Source organism: Staphylococcus sp. AC872 (assembly GCF_979255425.1).
In genome coordinates this window covers 29,605-49,929 of the sequence record NZ_CEEDKW010000003.1, presented here as the reverse complement: position 1 = coordinate 49,929, position 20,325 = coordinate 29,605, and the positions used below count along the sequence as shown (strand labels likewise).

General features: G+C 33.7%; 17 protein-coding genes and 1 pseudogene. 14 read left to right on the top strand and 4 right to left on the bottom strand.

Annotated elements, in window-relative coordinates; genetic code table 11:
- Positions 1-2 precede the first annotated feature (2 nt).
- Together ACZ267_RS05980 and ACZ267_RS05975 are read left to right on the top strand one after the other, a co-directional pair.
- The gene (locus ACZ267_RS05980) at positions 3-2,576 is read left to right on the top strand and encodes a DUF2309 domain-containing protein (RefSeq protein ID WP_002466423.1); all 2,574 of its coding nucleotides are present in this window, start codon (positions 3-5) and stop codon (positions 2,574-2,576) included.
- A 112-nt stretch (positions 2,577-2,688) separates the two neighbouring features.
- Entirely contained in the window at positions 2,689-3,060 is a 372-nt protein-coding gene (locus tag ACZ267_RS05975) for a Na-translocating system protein MpsC family protein (RefSeq protein WP_002466421.1), read from the top strand.
- A gap of 52 nt (positions 3,061-3,112) precedes the next feature.
- On the opposite strand, the gene ACZ267_RS05970 is transcribed toward ACZ267_RS05975, so the two are convergent.
- The gene (locus ACZ267_RS05970) at positions 3,113-3,358 is read right to left on the bottom strand and encodes a hypothetical protein (protein ID WP_015365379.1); all 246 of its coding nucleotides are present in this window, start codon (positions 3,356-3,358) and stop codon (positions 3,113-3,115) included.
- 251 nt (positions 3,359-3,609) lie between these two features.
- Between ACZ267_RS05970 and ACZ267_RS05965 the strand changes: the two genes are divergently transcribed.
- The 5 genes from ACZ267_RS05965 to ACZ267_RS05945 all read left to right on the top strand — a co-directional run bounded on the left by ACZ267_RS05965 (position 3,610) and on the right by ACZ267_RS05945 (position 7,675).
- Positions 3,610-4,317 carry a GNAT family N-acetyltransferase gene (locus ACZ267_RS05965; RefSeq protein ID WP_002466444.1) on the top strand — a complete coding sequence of 236 codons (708 nt, stop codon included), beginning with the start codon at positions 3,610-3,612 and terminating at the stop codon, positions 4,315-4,317.
- Between the two features lie 75 nt (positions 4,318-4,392).
- Entirely contained in the window at positions 4,393-5,082 is a 690-nt protein-coding gene (locus tag ACZ267_RS05960) for a phosphatase PAP2 family protein (protein WP_002466446.1), read from the top strand.
- A gap of 78 nt (positions 5,083-5,160) precedes the next feature.
- On the top strand, positions 5,161-5,892 hold the full coding sequence (locus ACZ267_RS05955) for an alpha/beta hydrolase (RefSeq protein WP_026088886.1): 732 nt from the start codon (positions 5,161-5,163) through the stop codon (positions 5,890-5,892).
- Between the two features lie 27 nt (positions 5,893-5,919).
- Positions 5,920-6,168 (top strand): hypothetical protein, encoded by a 249-nt coding sequence (locus ACZ267_RS05950; protein WP_002451464.1) that lies wholly within the window; start codon positions 5,920-5,922, stop codon positions 6,166-6,168.
- A gap of 178 nt (positions 6,169-6,346) precedes the next feature.
- On the top strand, positions 6,347-7,675 hold the full coding sequence (locus ACZ267_RS05945; RefSeq protein ID WP_002466450.1) for a sodium-dependent transporter: 1,329 nt from the start codon (positions 6,347-6,349) through the stop codon (positions 7,673-7,675).
- A gap of 76 nt (positions 7,676-7,751) precedes the next feature.
- Here the strand turns inward: ACZ267_RS05945 and ACZ267_RS05940 are convergent, their stop codons facing one another.
- The 3 genes from ACZ267_RS05940 to ACZ267_RS05930 form a co-directional block, all read right to left on the bottom strand.
- Complete coding sequence (locus tag ACZ267_RS05940; protein ID WP_002466431.1) at positions 7,752-8,369, bottom strand: LysE/ArgO family amino acid transporter; 618 nt, start codon at positions 8,367-8,369, stop codon at positions 7,752-7,754.
- 174 nt (positions 8,370-8,543) lie between these two features.
- Entirely contained in the window at positions 8,544-9,422 is an 879-nt protein-coding gene (gene hchA, locus ACZ267_RS05935; RefSeq protein WP_002466449.1) for a glyoxalase III HchA, read from the bottom strand.
- Between the two features lie 146 nt (positions 9,423-9,568).
- Entirely contained in the window at positions 9,569-10,099 is a 531-nt protein-coding gene (locus ACZ267_RS05930; RefSeq protein WP_002466428.1) for a pentapeptide repeat-containing protein, read from the bottom strand.
- 266 nt (positions 10,100-10,365) lie between these two features.
- Here ACZ267_RS05930 and ACZ267_RS05925 point away from each other — a divergent pair, with 266 nt between their 5' ends.
- The 7 genes and pseudogenes from ACZ267_RS05925 to ACZ267_RS05895 form a co-directional block, all read left to right on the top strand.
- On the top strand, positions 10,366-11,274 hold the full coding sequence (locus ACZ267_RS05925; RefSeq protein ID WP_015365378.1) for a PLP-dependent cysteine synthase family protein: 909 nt from the start codon (positions 10,366-10,368) through the stop codon (positions 11,272-11,274).
- Positions 11,267-12,412 (top strand): bifunctional cystathionine gamma-lyase/homocysteine desulfhydrase, encoded by a 1,146-nt coding sequence (locus tag ACZ267_RS05920; protein ID WP_015365377.1) that lies wholly within the window; start codon positions 11,267-11,269, stop codon positions 12,410-12,412. Before ACZ267_RS05925 ends, ACZ267_RS05920 begins: the two co-directional genes overlap by 8 nt.
- 161 nt (positions 12,413-12,573) lie before the next feature.
- Positions 12,574-13,038, top strand: a complete 465-nt coding sequence (locus ACZ267_RS05915; protein WP_002466429.1) for a MarR family winged helix-turn-helix transcriptional regulator — start codon at positions 12,574-12,576, stop codon at positions 13,036-13,038.
- 19 nt (positions 13,039-13,057) lie between these two features.
- Positions 13,058-13,396 (top strand): annotated as a pseudogene (locus ACZ267_RS05910) (VOC family protein); the annotation flags it as partial.
- A 272-nt stretch (positions 13,397-13,668) separates the two neighbouring features.
- A complete protein-coding gene (locus ACZ267_RS05905; protein ID WP_002466438.1) occupies positions 13,669-14,736 on the top strand; it encodes a Leu/Phe/Val dehydrogenase in 1,068 nt (355 codons plus the stop codon).
- 513 nt (positions 14,737-15,249) lie between these two features.
- Positions 15,250-16,683: a YSIRK-type signal peptide-containing protein gene (locus ACZ267_RS05900; RefSeq protein WP_079449079.1), complete on the top strand. Its 1,434-nt coding sequence runs from the start codon at positions 15,250-15,252 to the stop codon at positions 16,681-16,683.
- Positions 16,640-20,325: Ig-like domain-containing protein (locus ACZ267_RS05895; RefSeq protein ID WP_285314637.1), on the top strand; the 3,686-nt coding region annotated here is incomplete at its 3' end. The genes ACZ267_RS05900 and ACZ267_RS05895, both read left to right, overlap by 44 nt.

Sequence of the window (20,325 nt, the reverse complement as noted above, 5' to 3'; positions counted from 1 at the left end):
CTATGGTTAATTCACAACAACAGAATGATATAGAAATGATTGTCTCAGAAGCGAAACGTGTCATTACACCGTTATCTCCGATTTCAATTTTCGCCGCAAGAAATCCTTGGGAAGGTTTAGAAAATCAAACTTTTAATGAAGTGGCAACATGGTTGAAGGATATTAGAGATGTTGATATGTATCCTAATTACAATGCTATCGAAGATGCTAAAGCACATGGGGAAATAGATATAGATATTTTTGAATCTTTATTAAATGATGCGCTTCAAACGTCGGAAATCAACATTGAAACAGACCTTGAAAAACGCTATATCAAAAACATCCAATATATTAAGCGTGTGCCAGATCGCTTTTTAGGAAATCAAATACGCCATGATATTTTGAATTCATTACCTAATCAAATTAAAAAGAATAAGCCAACAAATTTACATAGACCTAAGAGTGCGGACCGTGTAAATCATCAAAATGAAATGTTAATTGATGAGGTAGATGTACATATCATCAAGTGGTCTAAATTGTACTTAGATCAATTTCAATCAAGTTGGACGATGCCTAAACGAGAAGAAGGCTTTTATACAGCATGGTTACATTTAGCACAACATGATCCTGCTTTAACTAAAGCAGCTAGACAATTGATTCGTCATTTGCCATCAAAGTCACATGAATTAATTAAGCATGTATTATCAAAGTTAGATATTTCTAAAAATCATTGGCAATCTTATATAGAAGGTCAGTTACTGGCTTTGCCTGGATGGGCAGGGATGATGTATTACAGAGCAGAAGAAAATGAATCAGAACGTCAATTGTTAACAGATTATGTAGCAATCAGATTAGCTACTGAATGGATATTATTAACCACTACCAAAGACCAATTTCAATTATCAGAGCTACATCATCATAAAGAAATTGAATTAGTGAGTGCGTTTATGTTTTATGCGGAATTATCGTTAGAAGAATGGATTGATTTGTCAGATGAATTAAAGTTGAGATATTTAAATTTTGCGCGTCAATTTCAGCGCCAATATTTTCAAAATTTATGGCTTAACGCTTGGGAAGAAACGCATGAACGTGACTTAGTCAATACAATTTATGAATCGCAATCTGAAAATGAGTCTCAAAAGATACAAGCACAGTTAGCATTTTGTATCGATGTCCGTTCTGAACCATTTCGTCGTCATCTTGAAGGTGAAGGACCATTTGAAACGATTGGTATTGCAGGATTCTTTGGTTTACCTATAAAAAAAGAAGTGATTGACGCACAATTTGAGCATGAATCATTACCAGTGATGGTGCCGCCAGCATATAAAATTCAAGAATATGCAGAACGACATCAACTAGAACGTTATCAGCAACAACAACATACGATCACTTCAATGTTTTATACATTTAAATTAATGAAACATAATGTATTGCCTAGTTTATTATTACCAGAATTAAGCGGTCCGTTCTTAAGTATAAATACGATTGCTAATACACTCATACCTACTCAAGCTAGGCAGTTTGTCCATCGATTTAAAAAGAAATGGCTTCAAAAACCTGAGACAAAATTATCAATTGCTCGTGAACATCATGTTTATTCGGAATTACCAATTGGATTAACAGAAGAAGAACAAATTCAATTTAGTAAGCAAGCATTACAATTAATGGATTTAACTAAAGATTTTGCACCGCTTGTTGTTTTAGGTGGACACGGTAGTGAATCGCATAATAATCCATATCATTCTTCTCTAGAATGTGGTGCTTGTGGTGGCGCGTCTAGCGGATTCAATGCTAAATTATTAGCGATATTATGTAATCAAACATCAGTCAAAACAGCACTTAAAGAAGACGGTATCATCATACCAGATGAAACTGTATTTGTAGCAGCCGAACATAAAACCTCTGTAGATGAATTAGAGTGGATTTATGTACCAGAATTAACGCAAAGTGCACAACAGGCATTTGATTTATTAGAATCGGTTATGCCTCAAGTGAGTTATAAGTCTAATTTAGAGCGTTTAGCACATTTACCTAACTTAGATAAAGTGCATAAAGATCCAGTTGCTGAAGCCTATCAATATGCAAGTGACTGGAGTGAAATCAGACCTGAATGGGGCTTAGCTAAAAACGCAGAATTCATTATTGGGAAACGTTCGATTACTGAAAACAGTAATTTAGAAGCACGTGCATTCTTGCATAATTATGATTGGACACAAGATGAAGATGGCCATATTCTAAATACAATTATTTCAGGACCAGCGCTTGTTGCACAATGGATTAACTTACAATATTACGCGTCTACTGTGGCACCTCATTTTTATGGCAGTGGTAATAAAAGAACACAATCTGTAACATCTGGACTTGGTGTCATGCAAGGTAACTCTAGTGATTTAATGTATGGTTTACCATGGCAATCAGTGATGGCACAAGATAATGAGATTTATCATTCCCCAGTACGCTTATTAGTGGTTATTCAAGCACCAGACACACATATTCAAAGATTACTTACTGAAAATCAGAAATTTGCACAAAAAGTAGACCATGGATGGGTGAGACTAGCAAGTATAGATGAACATAATAGTTGGAAAGATTGGTAAAATATAGGCGGTATGTAAAAAAGTAATTGTTGATTATAGAGATAATCATGTTATTTCCGAATCAAAGATAAGATGTTAAACTATAATTAATCAATGTTTAGGAGTCGTCTATATGAAAAAATCTAAAGGTGTATATGAAGCTGAAATCAGTAAAGCCATCACGCAATGGGAAAAAGATTTTTTAGGTAGAGGTTCATTATCGGTTAAGACAGATATATTAAGAGATATGGTCATTATCAATTTACAAGGTATATTAACACCTGCAGAATATCGTGTGTGTGAAACCAATGAAGGATTGTTGAATATCAAACGAACAAGATCTGAATTAGTGGAGTCAGGGCAAGATGATCTCAATGATCTTATATTTGAAATTACTGGTGTCAAAGTAAGTAGCTTTCATAGTGATTTGAGTACAGTTACTGGAGAGAGAGTAATTGTATTTAAATTAGAAGATAATTTTGAGAAGCTGATTAACCAAGGTTAAATTATATAGAGCAGTATGATCTTACGAGAATGAAAGAGGTCATACTGTTTTTTTATTTCAAATATATCAAGTACATAACGTAGACATACAGTCGATAAATAATACCTAATAAGTTTGGAATCATAATCATAGTGGCAATTAATTTGTCACCTTTGAAACCAATGATGCATAAAATGATTGGTATCATATAAAGAATAAATAGCCAATATAATAATGTTTCGAATGACGGATGGATAGGTAAGAAAAAGCGAAATAATGTAATTAATAATGCGAGATAAATCATAATTATTTTGCTCATAACGAATGCCTTCCCTACTATCAAGCACATAGAATTATTGTATGTAGTACAAGGTTTAATGTGTGATAGTCATATATTTGAAATTTATAATTATTTCAATTATACAATATTTTATATGCAAAAGGTATTAGAAATAAACAATACTATAGTATTTCATTTCATATTATATAATCGATTATTATAAAGCACGTAATAGAACGGAATCAGTTATAATACATTTTAAGATTTCAAAAATGAAGGGATGGTTGTTTATGAAAAAGAATATACATCATCAACCAATAGGTGAGTCAGTAACAGATTTTGAACCGCTAAATTTCCCAGATATTAAACAATTAGACGGACGGTATAGTTCATTAGTTAAATTAAGTGAATCACACATTAATGATTTGTTTAACGTATTATGCAATGAAGATAATGATGCAAATTGGACTTATTTGTTTAGCGAACCCATCCATGATTACGATGTTTTTGCAGATTATATTAAAGGTTTAATGTCTAATGTAAACTCGTATTACTTTGCAATTATTGATCATAACTGTCAAAAAGCATTAGGTTACTTATCACTAATGAATATCGATTCGATTAATGGCAAGATAGAGGTTGGAAATGTACATTATTCAAATCAATTAAAAAAGACGAAAGTCGCCACTGAAGTTCAATATTTATTAGCTAAATATGTGTTTGAACAATTAGGGTACCGTAGATATGAATGGAAATGTGACAGTTTAAACGAACCTTCTAGAAAGGCAGCATTGAGGTTAGGATTTATGTATGAAGGTATGTTTAGACAGGCGGTAATATATAAGGGACGTAATAGGGATACAACATGGTACTCAATGATTGATAAGGAGTGGCCGGTATTAAACGAACGTTTCGAACAGTGGTTAAGTCCGAATAATTTTGATGAAGACGGTCAACAACGTATTCGATTACAAGATATAAATAGGGCACGAGACTGAGCGAATTTCCTTTTATTTTCTATAAAATAGAAGAGAAGAATAATTTGAACTAGAGAAAGAGATAAAGGAGAAAGTATGAAAAATAGACGGACAACAACAGGTATGTTTACTATTCCTTTATTTATCATAAGTATTATGATATTTATTTTAATGACTGTCGGCGTTATACAAGATGTACCATTTTTAAAATTTGTAGATAGCCATTCATTAGATTGGTTTACTACTACATTTGGTACGCCACAACGACAATTTGAAGGAGACATGTTGAACTACTATATGACATTTTGTGCCACAATCGGAGATGTTAGTGGTGTTATTGTGATGTCAGTAATCATTACAATAGTATTATTATTTAAATATCCACGTTTAGCTATATGGTTCATTTGCACAATATTAAGTGGAACATTGATTAATATTTTGATTAAAATGACAATCGAACGAATGAGACCGTATAATCATTTACCTATTGATTCAGGGTTTTCATTTCCAAGTGGCCACTCTAATGCGAGTACATTATTTTTTGTGACTTTATTGATTGTGGTGATACCTTTAATCAAAAGAGCGGGTTTGAAAGCTATTTTGAGCGGTCTTGCATTAATATTATGGATAAGCGTTTTGATTTGTCGATTATATTTCCATGCGCATTATCTGTCAGATGTGGTTGGCGGCGTGACATTAGGTTTAACTTGGATAGCTTTATGGTTAATGGTTTACCCACTGTTTGAGCGAATCAAGTTTAAAAAGAACAAAGATGCGATACATTGATAATTTTAAAATGAGAATTGATATAAAGGCACGTTTCGTTGTCTATACGATAATTAAAACTAGGGGAGTTATTTTATGATGAATATTAAATCACCAAGTCCACTTTATTTAAAAGGGACAAGTCAACAAGCTATACTATTATTACATTCATTCACAGGTACTGTTAAAGACGTGAAGCACCTTGCTACAACGCTGCATGAACAAGGATTCACGTGTTATGTACCTAACTATCCTGGTCATGGATTACCGGTTACACAGTTTATTAAGTATGATGTTAACGATTGGTGGGCATGTGTGCAAGAAGCGTATCAGTTTTTAAAGGAAGAAGGGTACGAAGTCATTAATGCAGCCGGTGTATCGTTAGGTGGATTATTTACATTACGATTAGCTGAAAATGTTGAATTAAATCGTATCGTAGTGATGTCTGCACCTAGCGAGAAAACAGAAGCTGGTATTGCTTGGCGCTTAGAAAAATATGGCAAACGCATGAATCAGATAATGAGACTGTCTGAGGATGAGAGTGTTGAATCATTAGCCCAAATCAATCAATATCAAGATGAAATTAAAGTATTTCAAGGTGTTATTAATGATATTATGTCAAATTTACATGATATTAAATCGACTGCTAGAATTTTGTATGGTGGACAAGATGAAGCGGCTTATGAGGAAAGTGCGCACTATATTTTTAATCAAATTAGTAGCGATAATAAATCAATTCAAGATTTTCCACTAAATCAACATTTAATGACCCACGGTGAAGGAAGAGATGCATTAGAACAAGATATCGTTGAGTTTTTCACTCAAAAATAAATACTAGCAATAAGGTGGTGTTCAACTGTGACGAGAACATTTTTATTAACCTATATTACGATTTCGGGCCACAGATATACAGAATTTAAGACTTTTGATAAGGGCATCGATAAGGACAAATGTGTTAGAAGAATTATAGATGAGTTTGATGAATTACCTTATCTTTATCTAGAAAAAGGTGATTCAATACATTATATTAATGTCGATCATATTGAAAGTTTAGAAATTGAAGAAGTAAATGATGGCCAAACGATTACTTATAGTAGCGAAGATTAAAATATAAAGAATAGTCATAACTGATGCTAATCAATGTATTAAATGAAAGGCAACGTTATGAACTATTCTTTTTTTATTATTCTGACAATTTGCATGAATATTGCACTTATCACTAACTAGTGATAAAGTGTTACTTAAGTACATAAACGCTTTAACGCATTAAAGGAAGTGAGTGAATATGAGTAAGCAATCAGAATGGAAAACCTCTACTGGGTTTATATTAGCAAGTGCCGGTTCCGCAATTGGATTAGGGGCAATGTGGAAATTTCCTTATATGGCTGGTATATATGGTGGTGGCGCCTTTTTATTAATGTTTTTAATTTTTACTATTTTTGTAGGACTACCATTATTAATTATGGAATTTACAGTAGGGAAAATGGGGAGAACGTATACAACTCAAATTTATAGTAAACTCACAGGTAAAAAATGGCTCAATGTGATTGGGTGGAACGGGAATTTAGCAGTTTTTATATTATTTGGTTTCTATAGTGTCATTGGCGGATGGATTATTATTTACATGGGGAATGTCATTTGGCAAATATTAAGTTTGAATACTTCTCATCTGACACAACTCAATTTTGAAGCAATGATAAGTAATCCATGGCTTACTGTTTTAGGACAGGGTATTTTTATTTTCTTAACGATGATCATTGTTATGTTAGGTGTAGAAAAGGGTTTGGAAAAAGCATCCAAAATCATGATGCCACTGTTATTTATCTTTTTAATTATTGTAGTGGTGAAATCATTAACTTTAGACGGTTCGATAGAAGGTGTACGATACCTGTTACAACCTAGAGTGGAAGATATTTCTATGGAAGGTATCTTGTTTGCGTTAGGACAATCATTCTTTACATTATCTCTAGGAACAACTGGAATGATTACTTACGCAAGTTATGCACCAAAGACAATGACCATTAAATCATCAGCGATTTCCATTGTATTGATGAATATTTTAGTTTCAGTTTTAGCGGGATTAGCTATTTTTCCTGCATTGAAAACATTTGGTTATCAACCACAAGAAGGTCCAGGACTATTATTCAAAGTACTACCGCTTGTATTTGATAAAATGCACTTTGGTATTGCCTTTTATCTAATCTTTTTAATTTTATTCTTGTTTGCAGCGTTGACATCATCCATTTCATTGTTGGAATTAAACGTTTCTAATTTTACAAAAAATGATAATACAAAACGTCAACCAGTCGCATTGATTGCAAGTATACTTGTCTTTTTAATTAGCATTCCAGCTACACTATCATTTGGAAGTTTGAGTGGCGTTAAATTTGGCGCAGGAACAATATTCGATAATATGGATTTTGTTGTTTCGAATATATTAATGCCTCTAGGTGCACTTGGCACAACATTAGTTGTAGGGCAATTATTAGATAAAAAGTTACTACAAGAAAACTTTGGAAGAGACAAATTCAAATTATTTTTACCATGGTATTATTTAATTAAATTTGTAATGCCAGTAGTGATTATTTTAGTGTTTATTGTTCAATTATTTTAATCATTTACAATGATTCTAATGTAATTAAATGAAGCAGGGCTTATTGAAATTTAAATTTCGATAAGCCCTGTTTATATTAATTGGCCAAAATGTGCCAGATATTTTTGATAATAATACAACTTACGATGAGTACGATAACACTTGAAACTTTATTTAGAATAATAATATATTTACCTGTTTTATCGACTGAACCTAACATTTTACCGAGAATCGCTAATAAGATAAACCAAATCCAAGAGACTAAAATAGTAGCGCCAGCAAATAATATCTTTTCTGTGCCATGATACATAGAAGCACTTGTTCCAATGACACCAATTGTATCCATTATCGCATGAGGATTAAGTAATGATACGGATAACGCGAAGCCGATTTGTTTTTTGGGGCTCATGGGTTCCATATGTTCTAAATGACTAGGTTTTTCATTCCATAATGACCATGCCATATATAATAGAAAGGCGAGACCAATGATATAAATGACTAACTGTAAAATAGGTAGAGACATTAAGATTAAGGACACGCCTAAAATAGCTAACACAATTAAAGTAGTATCACATAAGCCAGCTGTGACAATCACTGGTAATGCTTTAGTTAATTTCTTTTGATTTGCACCTTGGTTAAATACAAATACATTTTGAGCACCTAAAGGTAGAATCAGACCTAGTGCTAATAAGAAACCGTGAATGATCGGTTGCATAAAAAATACCTCTCTCACTTTTGACTTGAAGTTATGTAAAAGAACAAATGTCAGAATATTTAAAAATATTATACAAAAACAATATATAAATTTCAACATTGAATGGTTTAGTCATAAAAAAGCCCTAGGTACATCATTACGAATGTATCTAGGGCATGAAAATAAATTAATTACTTATGATTGTTGGACGGCTTCTACTAATGCATCCGCTGCAAGAAGTCCAAGTTTATTAGAAGCAAGTGGGCTATCACCAGTTAATAATTTACGATCTTGGTGAGTTTGGCCACTCATTTCTTTATTTACAACATTAAGTCCTTGTTTAGTCAATAAGTCAGCGACTAACCATTTGAGTTTGCCAGGTAAATAACCGATATCGATATTTGCACCTTCATCTAATGCATCTGGGAAGACACATACAGAATACCCTTCAAATGGAGATTTATCTCTATTTAATCCAGCAGATAATAATGCTGCAGGGCCGTGACATAATGTGATAACAAATTTATCATAATCTAATGCCCAATCTAAAGCTTGTTGAACATCTTCACTTTCAGAAATACCAACAACAGCAGCATGTCCACCAGGGATGAAGAGTGAAATATAATCAGAATCAGGACCAAGTTCATTTTTGATAACTTCAGATAATACTTTAGGTTGTTTTAACTTTTCTTTTAGCTTGTTATATGTTTCTTGTACAGCTTCATCTTCCGTAGGCATTGCCCAGTGCTCTAGTTTGACAGGGTAACCAGTTAATGTAGCAACATCTACATCGAAGCCTGCTTCCATTAAATGATGTAACGGTAATAGCATTTCAACTGGATGATTTCCTGTTGAGAACATTTTACCGTTCTCTAATAATACATAACGTTCTTCAGCGGCAATCATTAATACTTTCCATTTGCCACCAGTATAAGCATTTTTATGATTAACACCATTAAAGTCTGTTTTAGGCGCAGTATATTGACTTAATGAATATGGGGAAGGGAAAAATGCATTATCCTCCGCTTTGTCAGGGGTTGGTGCTTTACTTAATTGACTAGAATCTTGAGTCATTTATATTCCTTCTTTCCTAAGTTTGTATGCTTATATCCATGAAAATAGCTTCTTAAACATTCAATAACGCATTAATCATACTGAATCATCAATAAAAAAGTGTACTTAGACATCATAGTTGAGTCAAAGTACACAGTTATAATGATTTATTGAATATTTTCGAAAACAACATTTTGTTTTTTTAATTCTTCTTCAATGTTTTTAGGCAGGCTACAATTTTTAAATGTTACATGATCAAAGACACAATGTTTTAATTTGATATTTTCAAATGTTGAATTGCTAATTTCTGTCTTTTTAAAAACAACATTTTTAAATACAGTGTCTGTGATTTTAACTTCACTAAAAGTATTTCCATCGAATACAACATCTTGGAATGTCGTATTATTGATCGTCGTTTCATCAAAAGTTGTATTTTCAAAAGAAATTTTTTTGAAGAGGTTTTTATAAAAATTCACTTGTTCAAAAATACAATCATTCATACTGCTATTAACCACTTTACTATTAGAAATAGCATTAATATTTTTGAAAATACCTTCATCAAAATTACAATTTTTAAAACGACCTTTATTAACTTCTAATTCATCGTACATAGAATTTCTAAAATTAGTTGCTGTATGGTTTAAGTTTTTATAGTTTTCTTTAGTAAATACAGATAATGATAAGTCTTTGTTTGACATCTTATTGCGAACTCCTTTACTTGTATTATCCATGAAAATGTATGAACGGTATTACCATTATCATAACAGAATAAAGTCGATGGAACATTTGATTGAATTTGAAAATAGTGATGTAAAAAATATAAATATTTATAAACTATGAAATTGCAAATTTGAGCACAATCCTTTATAATTCATACCTGTTAAATAAGAATTAATGACTACATTTGAGAAAGAAGGGAATGTTCAATTATCGAATGAATTAAGGATAATTGAATATATAAAATATGATTGCATATGACTTAATAGGAGAGACACCTCTCGTGTTGTTAGAAAGCTTTAGTGATGAAAATGTAAAAATTTATGCTAAACTCGAACAATTCAATCCAGGTGGAAGTGTCAAAGATCGACTTGGCAAGTATTTAGTTGAACAAGCAATTGAAGAGGGGCGTCTACATCGTGGTGATACTATTGTAGAAGCTACAGCTGGTAATACAGGGATTGGTTTAGCAATAGCTGCCAATCGTTACCAACTTAATTGCGTGATATTTGCACCAGAAGGCTTTTCCGAAGAAAAAATATCAATTATGCGTGCGTTAGGTGCTGATGTTAAAAGAACTGTAAAAGCTGAAGGTATGATAGGTGCACAACAAGTTGCTCGACAATATGCTAAAGACACACAATCAATTTATATGAATCAATTTGAAACAGCACATAATCCAGATGCCTATACTAATACATTAGGTAAAGAGTTAACAGATGAATTGAATCATATTGATTACTTTGTTGCTGGTGCTGGTTCAGGTGGTACATTTACAGGCGTTGCGAGACACTTACAGCCATTGGGTGTTAAAAATTATATCGTCGAACCGGAGGGATCGATATTAAATGGTGGTCCAAGTCATGCGCATGCCACAGAAGGTATTGGTTCTGAAAAATGGCCAGATTTTCTAGAGAAATCATTAGTAGAAGGCATTTTTACAATTAGTGATCAACATGCCTTTGACAATGTAAAAGCCATCGCGAAACAAGAGGGGTTATTAGTAGGTAGCTCATCCGGTGCTGCACTACAAGGTGCACTTGAATTAAAAAACCAAATAAATAAGGGTATTATCGTGACGATATTCCCAGATGGTAGCGACCGATACATGTCAAAACAAATATTTAATTATAAGGAGAATGAGAATAATGAATAAAAAAACACAAATGATACATGGTGGACATACAACAGATGATTATACAGGTGCTGTAACCACTCCAATTTACCAAACAAGTACTTATTTACAAGACGATATCGGAGATTTACGCCAAGGATATGAGTATTCACGTACTGCAAATCCAACACGTGCATCTTTAGAAGGTGTTATTGCAGACTTAGAACATGGTAAACATGGTTTCGCATTTGGTTCAGGCATGGCAGCTATTAGTGCAGTGATTATGTTATTAGATAAAGGAGACCACCTTATTTTAAATTCAGATGTATATGGTGGTACGTACCGCGCTTTAACAAAAGTATTTACACGCTTCGGATTAGACGTAGATTTTGTAGATACAACTAATATTGAAAATGTTGAGAAATATATTAAACCAGAAACAAAAATGTTATATATCGAAACGCCTTCTAATCCATTATTACGTGTGACAGATATTAAAGGTGCTGTAGCGATTGCTAAAAAGCATAACCTTATTTCTGTAGTAGATAATACATTTATGACACCTTATTATCAAAATCCATTAGATTTTGGTATTGATATAGTTTTACATTCTGCTACTAAATATATTGGTGGACATAGTGATGTAGTTGCGGGATTAGTAGTGACTGCAGATGATGAATTAGGAGAATGTATAGGCTTTATCTCTAATTCTACAGGTGGTGTGCTTGGACCACAAGATAGCTATTTATTAGTAAGAGGCATCAAGACGTTAGGCTTACGTATGGAACAAATTAATCGAAATGTAGAAGCAGTGATTGATATGTTACAGTCTCACGATAGCGTACAAAAAGTATTCCATCCAAGTATTAAAAGTCACTTAAACTATGATATTCATGCTGCACAAGCAGATGGACATACAGGCGTTATTGCATTTGAAGTGAAAGACACAGAGGCTGCTAAACAAGTGATTCATGCTACGCAATACTTTACGCTAGCTGAAAGTTTAGGGGCAGTAGAAAGTTTAATCTCAGTTCCTGCATTAATGACACATGCATCTATTCCAGCAGATGTACGCGCTAAAGAAGGTATCACAGATGGATTAATCCGTTTATCAATTGGTATTGAAGATACAGATGATTTAGTCAATGATTTAAAACAAGCACTTGATACATTAAACTAATGCTATCACTATTTTTTAAGGTCTAGGGAGTTGTCCCTAGACCTTTTTTATGAACAACTACATTGATAAAGATAATTATCTTTCATTAGGATGTGAATTGTGTTAAAGTAGTTAGACAATCAAATATCTTGATTATCAAGATAAATTGAGGTGGTTTTAAAATGAATGATGATAACATTCAAAATGATGTTAGCCATGAGGACATTGTAACTTCATTTAGAGATTTAGGACGGCGAGTTGTTTTATACCAACATAAAATTGCCGAACAATTAGATGTGTATAACCATGATTGGACTACGATTGATATGTTAAGTGAGACGGGGCCAATCACTGCTGGTGAATTAGGTAGAAGAGTTGGACTTACAACGGGAAGTGTTACAGCACTGGTCGATCGATTAGAAAGTGCAGGCTATGTTAAACGTGAGCGTCATCCTAAAGATCGTCGAAGTATTATGATTGTTCCACAATATGAAGATAAATCAGAAGTACAACATGCTTATGAAACATTGAATCAACATATGATTGAAATGACAAATCAATATACGGCAGAACAAATGGAAACCATTCAGTCGTTTCTAAAAGCAACAACAGCTATTTTAGATAATGAAATTGAAAGTAAGAAATAAAGAAAAAGAAGGTCTTATTATGAAAATTAATCATATTAATATAACGGTCAATGACGTAAAAACAACGCGAGCATTTTTTGAAAAGTATTTTGATTTAGTTTGTATTGGTAGCGCTGGCAATATGTTTGCAGCTATGAATGACGAAGATGGATTTCTATTCAATTTAATAGAAGGGGAAAATATTAACTACCCAGATACATTCCATATTGGTTTCCCGCAAGAAAGTAAAGAAGAAGTGGATCGTATACACCAAATTTTAAAAAATGACGGGTATGAAGTATGGGATCCTGAAATGGCACATGCAACATATACTTTTTACTTTAAGGCACCAGGTAATTTTACAGTAGAAGTTTATTGTGAAGTACAAGAAAAGACAGAAACATATGTACACTCATATTTCGAAGACTACAATAAATAGAATGTAAAATATTGGCATTTTGAAGATATAAAATATAGATAGTAACTGAGACATGGTGAATTGTCTCAGTTTTTTTATGTAAAAATATAGACGGAAAATTTTCTTATAATTCATAATTTAGCTAATATTGTGCGTGTTTCAAATCGAGATTATTCCTATATTGTCAGGGTATGCGAATTATGTAGATGAATTTTAAGAGAGGAGTTATGTTAATGATTTTTGAAACTATGGAACAAGAAGATTATGAACAAATGGTATTTTGCCAAGATCAATCAACAGGTTTAAAGGCAATTATTTGTATTCATGATACAACGCTTGGACCAGCATTAGGTGGTTGTCGTGTGCGAAATGATTATGCATCAGAAGAAGAAGCAATTGAGGATGCGATGAATTTAGCACGTGGAATGACATATAAAAATGCTGCAGCTGGCTTAGACCTTGGTGGAGGTAAGACAGTAGTGCTGGGCTCACCTAATAAAGAAGATGAAGAAGCATTCTATAGAGCATTAGGACGTTATGTTCATACATTAAATGGACGTTATTATACAGCTGAAGATGTAGGTACATCAGAACATGAAATGAACCTTATCCACAAAGAAACGCCTTATGTTTGTGGTACAAGTAAGTCATTTGGTTCAGCAGGTAATCCAAGTCCTATGACAGCCTATGGTATATATATTGCTATGAAGCGTACGGCTTTAGAACAATTTAATGGTGAATCTCTTGAAGGTAAGACCGTAGCAGTTCAAGGTGTGGGGCATGTATCATATGAACTTTGTCGACTATTACATGAAGATGGTGTTAAGTTGATTGTTACGGATATTAATAAAGATAATGCACAACGTGCAGTAGATGAGTTTAACGCGACATTTGTCGAACCAGATGACATCTTTTCAGTAGAAGCGGATATTTTCGCGCCATGTGCACTCGGTGGTATATTAAATGACGATACAATTCCTCAATTAAAAGTCAAAGCGATTTGTGGTTCAGCAAACAACCAATTAAAAGATGAAAACAGACATAGTCAAATGCTAGAAGAAAAAGGTATATTATATGCACCAGATTATATTGTGAATAGCGGTGGCGTAATCAACACTGCGGATGAGTTGAATGGATATAATGAAACGCGTGCTAAGGAAAGTATTGAAGATATAGATAAAATTGTGAAACATATCTTTGATATCGCCAAAGAACAACATAAAACCCCATTAGAAGCGTCACAACATTTTGCAGAAACTCGATTGAAACAAATGTCACATATTCAAGATATTAGAAAATAAAATGACTGAAAATATTAATACAGAAACCCAGGATTAATGTCCTGGGTTTTTTAATTGTGAGTTGATCGGTAAAGTGTACAAACAAAAAAATCATGGAATATTATATTAACGAATAATGATATTAAAAAATAAATATGAATATTCGGGTTTATCATTAATGAATTCGGTTAATATAAATATACGAAAGCGCAACTTTATTATTTTATACATGTAACATAATAAAATTAAATATTTTAAAATATGTATCGTTTATTAAATGAATGATCGAATTGAGTTGAGCTCCAAAGAATTTATCGGTAGATATTTTATTCGCATCAATTTGATGGAATTTACAATTTTATTTAAGATGAATAATAAATATTTTTTCGTTTTTAAGAGAAAATAATTCTATTCGTCTTTGAATATAAAGTAAGGTTATATATGGTTTTGCAACATTTGTAAAATTTCAATCAATTAAGTATTATATGTATATACAATGTTAAAGTTGTGCAAAATATATGAGGTGATTCATGAATGAAGAATAAACAAGGCTTTTTACCAAACAAATTAAACAAATATGCAATCAGAAAATTTACGGTAGGTACTGCATCGTTATTAATAGGTGCGACATTAGTATTTGGCGTAGGAAATGTAGCGAGAGCAGATGAATTAGATAATGCATCGTCACAAAATAACGACGGAAACAAAGATAAAAGTGAACCTGTCGATATAACCGAACTGACTAATACTAACGAAACAGCTAGTACAGAGGATCAAGCAACTGACAAAGCAACTACAAATGCGTCAGAAGAAGCTAGTAATGCTGATCAAACGACAGCAACGACTCAAGATACTAGTCAAACAGAAAAATCTAATGCGGAAGAGACACAAAGTACCGAACAAGCAAACACAGAAAAAGCTTCTTCAAATCAAACAACAAAAGACTCCTCTAATATAGAACAAGACACAATTAATAAAACAAATGATAAACCATCAACAACTGATAAGACAGCAACGACTCAAGATAAACAACCAACTAATAATAAGACAGTCAATACTAAAGAGAATCAAACTAATTCAGTTTCTCAAGATAAACAAACTTCAGATAAAACTTCTACAGATAAAACTCCAGTAAAAGCAACTTCTAACAAAACAACACCAACAACTGACAAAACTACTACGAAAAAAGTAACTGACAAAAAATCAGATAAAGAGACTGCTCAAAAAGCAACTGACAAAACATCGACAGACAAAGCGACAACAAAATCAACAGATAAACCATCGGCTAATAAGAAAGCGATTTCTAACAAAAAGACGACGGCTCAACCAAAAGCAACAACTAAGAAATCAACTAAAGCTGAAACAACAGAACTATCTAAAAAATTAGCTCAATCTAAAAATAAAGAACAAGCTGTTCAATCATTCTTAAATGATCAAGTGTCTAAAACAGAAGCGAAAGAAATTTTAAATAATACAGATGTTGATTTCAATAAAGCAACTGATGAAGAAATTAATCAAGCCGTTTTACAAGCAGCCTTAACTGAAATGGCAAACAAACAGAAGAGTACAGAAACATTAGCTACACCACCTAGAACTAGAACGTTTATGCGTGCAATGGCTACACCTAGAATGTTGGCAGCAGCTGTTACGAATACAGATCAAAATGTTCAAAAATCTTTAGCAACATCAGATAACTATACATTTGCGTCATTAGTTTTTGACCCGGAGGCTTTAGATTCAGATGCTGTTAAAAATAGTACATCAATTCCATTTAATATTGATGCTTATATGTCGGGTGCTAACTCAGGAACAAGATATAAAATCGACTTAAACTTAGACTCTAAAATTGCTGATCATGTAACGAAAATATCAGTTAACCCAGCTGGAAGTAATACGCCGGTTCAATTTACAAGATTAAAAAACGATGACGGTACACCTTCTAATATTTGGGAAGTCAATTATTATTAGAGCTAGCGGTGGATTATTTGGTGGTGCAGAAATTTTAGCATCTAAAACTGCATCAGGCGGTAAAATTGAATTAGATGATACTGTAGGAAATATTTTAAATAATGCTGGAGATTTATCTAATAATAAATTAAATTATCAAATTTATGTTCGAGATTCTTCTAATAATACAATTATTCGTACGTCTGAAAGTAGTGGTTACTTCCTTACAGATGCTGATAAAGATTTAGTTTCTTTAAACAACAATAAATCAACAGCAAACGCAAATGATTTTAAAGCAAGTAGTGGTACAGCTAGTTTAGACACTAAAGTAGGCAATAATGGCGCAATTATCGTTGACCAACAAGTTATCAAAGATGGTATCTTCGGATATGGTGGCGCTCAAAATAAACAATGGAGTTATAATTACCAAATTGATAAAGATTTAATTCCATTTATTCAAAGTGTTGAATTAGATAAATATGATTATGATGGATTAAAAGGTTTTGATAAAACTTATAATGCTGCTAACAAAGTGGCAGATTTATCTATCGATGCCAACGGTAATGGTACGATTACAGCAAGTGATTTAAATAAATTAATCGAATTTAATAATGGTTTACCTGAAACAGTAGGTATGAGAATCGTTATTAAATTAAATCAAAGTCCAAATAATATTTTAACTAAAGATGCACAATATGATGCCAAAGGTAATTTAATTAGTTCTACAACTGACCAAGTTGAAGACTTTACATTTGCTGGATACCTTACTGATAATGCTGGTAAATTAATTAATAATACATTAGGTACATCTTCATTAGAATTACAAGACTATGATAAAGATGGCTTATTAGATCGATATGAAAGAGAAGTATCATTAACTGATCCAAATAATGCAGATACAGATGGCGATACTAAAAATGATGGAGACGAAGTGAAAACATATCATACGTCACCATTAGTAGGTCAGCCGAATGCTGCAGATATTACGATTAATGACACTAAAGTTAGTGGTTCAGTAACGTTAAAACCAAATGCAGGTACACAAACTGCCAAAGTTATTAATTCAACAGGTCAAGTTATTGGTACGTCTACTGTTAATAGTGATGGTACATTTACTGTAACGATTCCAAAATCAGTTGCTGGTCAATACACAATTGCTATTGATGCACCAAATTATGATAATGATGAAACAAATACATTTAATATTGTAGATAATACTATTGTTCCAGCACCATTAGTGGATCCTGTCGATGATAACGACACGACTATTGGCGTACATGGTACTGCTGGTTCAACAGTGACAGTAAAAGATAGTAATAACAATGTCATTGGTACAGTTACATTAGGTGCAAACAGTACAACTGGTACGTTAACATTATCAAAACCTTTAGCTGCTGGAACTCAATTAACATCAACTGCAACTAAAAATGGTAAAACAAGTGCGGTTTCACCAACAGTAACAGTAACAGATGCAACAGCACCAGATGCGCCAGTGATTAACCCGGTAACAAGTGATGATACAACGGTTACAGGTAAAGCAGAACCGAACTCAACAGTAACAGTGACATTCCCAGACGGTACTACGCAAGTTACAACTGCGGATGCATCAGGTAATTATACTGTTAATATTCCAGCTAATGAAGACTTTACTGGTGGAGAAACAATTAAAGCTTCAGCTAAAGATGCTGCAGGCAATAAATCAGTTGATTCAAACGTGACTGTGACAGATACAACAGCACCAAATCAACCAACAGTCAATCAAGTAACAAGTGAAGATAAAACAATCACAGGTAAAGCAGAACCAAACTCAACAGTAACAGTAACATTCCCAGATGGGACTAAAGTTCAAGCCATTACAGCAACAGATGGTAGTTATCGAGTGGCTGTACCTACCAATATTGATTTAGTAGGTGGCGAAACATTAGGCGTTACTTCAACTGATAAAGCTGGAAACACATCGACGGCTGCAAATACAACAGTTGTAGATGTTACAGCACCAAAAGAACCTGTAATTAATGATGTAACAAGTGAAGATAAAACAATTACTGGTACATCAGAGCCAAACTCAACAGTAACAGTAACATTCCCAGATGGTACAAAAGCTTCAGCGACAGCAGATGCTTCGGGTAATTACACAATTGGTATTCCAGATTCTGAAGACTTAAAAGGTGATGAAGAATTAAGTGTAGTTGCAACAGATGCTGCAGGTAATGTGTCAGTCGATGCTGGTACAACAGTATTAGATAAAACACCGCCTGAAGTACCAACAATTAATCCAGTAACAAGTGAAGACAAAACAATCACAGGTAAAGCAGAGCCAAATTCAACAGTAACAGTAACGTTCCCAGATGGTACAACAGCTAATGCGACAACAGATGGCGACGGTAATTATACAATTGATATCCCTGCCAATGAAGATTTAAAAGGTGGAGAAGCATTACCAGTGACATCAACAGATGGAGCAGGTAACCAATCTGGCGCAGCGACTACGACTGTAACAGATACAACGGCACCGACAGTACCAACAATTAATCCGGTAACAAGTGAAGATAAAACAATTACAGGTCATGCGGAACCAGGCTCAACAGTGACAGTAACATTCCCAGATGGAAATACAGCTACTGGTACAACGGATGCAGATGGCAATTATGTTATCAATATTCCTACAGATGAGGACTTAAAAGGTGGAGAAGAGTTACCAGTGACTTCTACAGATAAAGCTGGTAATAAATCTGATGTTGCGACAACTGAAGTAACAGATACAACAGCACCAGAAGCACCAACAGTCAATCCAGTAACAAGTGATGATACAACAATCACAGGTAAAGCAGAGCCAAACTCAACAGTAACAGTGACATTCCCGGATGGCACAACAGCAACAGGCAATACAGATGCAGATGGTAATTATGTGATTGATATTCCATCTAACGAAGATCTAAAAGGCGGCGAAACATTACCAGTTACATCTACAGATAAAGCTGGCAATACATCTCAACCTGCGTCAACAGTGGTAACAGATACAACAGCACCAACAGTACCATCAGTGAATCCAGTATCTAGTGAAGATAAAACAGTTACAGGTAAAGCAGAACCAGGCTCAACAGTAACAGTAACATTCCCAGATGGTACGACAGCTAGTGGTACGACAGACGCAGATGGAAACTATACAATAGACATTCCAGCGAATGAAGACTTAAAAGGCGGCGAAACATTACCAGTTACAGCGACAGACAAAGACGGCAATAAATCAGAAGAAGCAACAACAACAGTTTCAGACAAAACGGCACCAGAAGCGCCAACAGTCAATCCAGTAACAAGTGACGATACACAAATCACAGGTAAAGCGGAGCCAAACTCAACAGTAACGGTAACATTCCCAGATGGTCATACAGCTAGTGGCACAACAGATGCAGATGGAAACTATGTTATCAATATCCCTTCAAGCGAAGACTTAAAAGGCGGCGAAACATTACCAGTTACTGCAACAGACAAAGCTGGAAACACATCTGAACAAGCATCAACAGTGGTAACAGATACAACAGCACCAACAGTACCATCAGTGAATCCAGTGACAAGTGATGATACGCAAATCACAGGTAAAGCGGAGCCAAACTCAACAGTAACGGTAACATTCCCAGATGGTCATACAGCTAGTGGCACAAC